This is a genomic window from Pseudescherichia sp., from assembly GCF_031987975.1.
In the GTDB taxonomy this organism is placed as follows: domain Bacteria; phylum Pseudomonadota; class Gammaproteobacteria; order Enterobacterales; family Enterobacteriaceae; genus Pseudescherichia.
Genome location: NZ_DALZYX010000022.1, coordinates 14,587 through 17,628 on the forward strand (window position 1 = coordinate 14,587; position 3,042 = coordinate 17,628).

At 54.6% G+C, this 3,042-nt stretch carries 3 protein-coding genes and 2 tRNA genes; 3 read left to right on the forward strand and 2 right to left on the reverse strand.

Annotation, left to right across the window (positions count from 1 at the left end; translation table 11 throughout):
- Window positions 1-95 precede the first annotated feature (95 nt).
- Window positions 96-171, reverse strand: a tRNA-Ala gene (locus RTN40_RS20885).
- A gap of 219 nt (window positions 172-390) precedes the next feature.
- Here RTN40_RS20885 and RTN40_RS20890 point away from each other — a divergent pair.
- The gene (locus RTN40_RS20890; protein WP_312230012.1) at window positions 391-753 is read left to right on the forward strand and encodes a YfeC-like transcriptional regulator; all 363 of its coding nucleotides are present in this window, start codon (window positions 391-393) and stop codon (window positions 751-753) included.
- Between the two features lies 1 nt (window position 754).
- Window positions 755-1,150, forward strand: coding sequence for a YfeC-like transcriptional regulator (locus RTN40_RS20895; RefSeq protein ID WP_312230013.1), 396 nt, complete (start codon window positions 755-757; stop codon window positions 1,148-1,150).
- A 48-nt stretch (window positions 1,151-1,198) separates the two neighbouring features.
- On the opposite strand, the gene gltX is transcribed toward RTN40_RS20895, so the two are convergent.
- The gene (gltX, locus tag RTN40_RS20900; protein ID WP_312230014.1) at window positions 1,199-2,614 is read right to left on the reverse strand and encodes a glutamate--tRNA ligase; all 1,416 of its coding nucleotides are present in this window, start codon (window positions 2,612-2,614) and stop codon (window positions 1,199-1,201) included.
- A gap of 257 nt (window positions 2,615-2,871) precedes the next feature.
- Here gltX and RTN40_RS20905 point away from each other — a divergent pair.
- Window positions 2,872-2,947, forward strand: a tRNA-Val gene (locus tag RTN40_RS20905).
- Window positions 2,948-3,042: the final 95 nt, after the last annotated feature.

Consider the following 3,042-nt stretch of genomic DNA (forward strand, 5'->3'; position numbering starts at 1 on the left):
AACCGCTGACCTCTTGCATGCCATGCAAGCGCTCTCCCAGCTGAGCTATAGCCCCACATTTTTCTTTACGCACCAAATTTGTTGGGATCAAAATTTGGTGGAGCTAAGCGGGATCGAACCGCTGACCTCTTGCATGCCATGCAAGCGCTCTCCCAGCTGAGCTATAGCCCCGTTGCGTAAAGCTGTCGTGTTGACGGGCGGCATAATATGAATTCCTTTGTCAGGTGTCAACGGCAAAATCTCTCTCTGCCTCTCAACCGCTGAAAAAGCAAACAAATGAAACACATTGCGGGCTTGCTCGCAGTCATGAGCTAAACCCGTCACACTTTCGCGTAAAATGGTGCTATAAAATGAACCACTAATTATCCCTACTGCTCGTCAGGAAATCGTATGATCAAGGAACGAATGACGCCGGAAGAGTTAGCCAGGCTGACAGGCTATAGCCGTCAAACAATCAATAAGTGGGTACGCAAGGAGGGGTGGGTAACGTCACCCAAGCCGGGAGTACAGGGTGGGAAAGCGCGCGTGGTGCATATTAATGAGCAGGTACGTGAGTTTATCCGTAACGCGCGCCGGGCTGCCGACGCGACCCTCTACTCTGAGGCGAGTATGGATACATCACTCGATGTGCTGCTGGTGACGCTGGCAAAAGAGATGACCCCTTCAGAACAGAAACTGCTGACCTCGCTGCTCATGCGCGAAGGGATCAGCGGCTTACTCCAACGGCTCGGCATTCGCAGTAGGGAACAATAAGATGAAGCTACCTGATAAAATGACGCCTGAAGAGATGGCGGACTACCTTGGCGTTGCCAGGCAAACCGTTAACCGCTGGATCCGTGAACAAAACTGGCAAACCGAGACGTTGACCGGAGTGAAAGGCGGACGGGCGCGGCTGATCCTTATCGACGAGCGCGTGCTGGCCTATATGCGTAAAACACCGGTAGTGCGTCACCGCCAGTCGGCCTGGTCAATGGCGGAACCCTCTGCAGACTACAGCACGCTGTTTCAAACAGCCTCGCTGCGCCAGATTAGCAACGTCCTGCAGAATATGACGCCAGCAGAGCAGGAGCGTCTGGAACGCTTTCTGGCGCGTGAAGGCCTGCGTGGTTTTTTGACCCGGCTGGGGATTGCCGATACCGAGCAGGCATAAAAAACGGCAGGTTAACCTGCCGTTTCTGTTAGTGCGGTTACCGCAGGCTTACTGCTGGCTTTCACGCTCTGCAATAAAGCCCAGCGCACGACTGATACGCTCAACGCTGCGGGTTTTACCAATCGCATGTACGGTAACGTCCAGCGCAGGTGACTGCCCTGCCCCGGTTACGGCTACGCGCAGGGGCATCCCCACTTTACCCATCCCAACTTCCAGCTCATCGGCAGTGGCTTGGATCGCATTGTGGATATTTTCTGCCGTCCAGTCGGTAATGGCGGCCAGCTTGTCGCGCACGACTTCCAGCGGCTGGCGCGCAACCGGACGCAGATGCTTCTTCGCTGCATCAGCATCGAACTCGGCAAACTCCTCATAGAAATAGCGGCAGCTTTCGGCAATCTCTTTCAGCGTTTTGCAACGCTCGCCCAGCAGCGCGATCAGCTCGGACAGCTGCGGACCGGTACGGGTGTCGATATTTGCCTGCTCGATATGCCATTGCAGGTGTGTTGCCACATACTCAGGAGCCAGGGTGTTGATATAGTGGTGATTCAGCCACAGCAGCTTATCGGTGTTAAAGGCGCTGGCGGATTTGCTCACCGCCCCCAGCGAGAAGAGGTTGATCATCTCTTCGCGGCTGAAGATCTCCTGGTCGCCGTTGGACCAGCCCAGACGCACCAGATAGTTGAGCAGCGCTTCCGGCAGATAGCCGTCGTCACGATATTGCATAACGCTCACCGCACCGTGGCGCTTGGAGAGCTTTTTGCCGTCATCGCCGTTGATCATCGAAACGTGAGCATAGACTGGCACCGGTGCGTTCAGCGCTTTCAGGATGTTGATCTGGCGCGGGGTGTTGTTGATATGGTCTTCGCCACGGATCACGTGGGTGATCTGCATATCCCAGTCGTCTACCACCACGCAGAAGTTATAGGTAGGGGAACCGTCGGTGCGGCGAATGATCAGATCGTCCAGCTCCTGGTTGCTGAACTCGATCGGGCCACGGATCTGATCGTCAAAGATCACTGATCCTTCCTGCGGGTTGGCAAAGCGCACAACGCATGGCTCATCGGCAGCATGTTCGCTGTGGTCGTGGCGGCAGCGGCCGTCATAGCGCGGCTTCTCGCCGTTCGCCATCTGCTCTTCACGCAGCGCGTCCAGACGCTCTTTGGAGCAATAGCAACGGTAGGCGGTGCCCACTTTCAGCATATCGTCGATAACCGCGTTGTAGCGATCAAAACGTTTGGTCTGGAAATAGGGACCTTCGTCCCACTCCAGATTCAGCCAGTTCATGCCATCCATAATGGCTTCGATAGCCTCTGGCGTAGAGCGTTCAAGATCGGTGTCTTCAATACGCAGCACAAACTCACCGTTCTGGTGACGTGCGAAAAGCCAGGAATAGAGAGCGGTACGCGCACCACCGACGTGCAGATAGCCGGTCGGGCTTGGCGCGAAGCGAGTTTTGATTTTCATGAAATGGCCTTACGTTGATAACGGTGCCGACAGCCGGCAAGTCCTGGAAAACAGAGTGGGGAATATTCTATCACCCTGCGCTGATTCCTCAATGTTGTTACTACTCCGGGTGCCTCAAAGCGGCTTTTTGTATACAAATCATGCTTACGCCGTCATTTATGCGCCGCTTTGTCTAAATTTACGACGAACAAACAAAATCTTGAGAAAAGGCGTTGACTCATTTTCAACTCTCCCTATAATGCGACTCCACACAGCGGGGGTGATTAGCTCAGTTGGTAGAGCATCTCCTTTACACGGAGGGGGTCGGCGGTTCGAGCCCGTCATCACCCACCATCATTAAGATGATGACCGCAGTGTAGATAAGTAGTGAGATTGGGCGATTAGCTCAGTTGGTAGAGCATCTCCTTTACACGGAGGGGGTCGGCGGT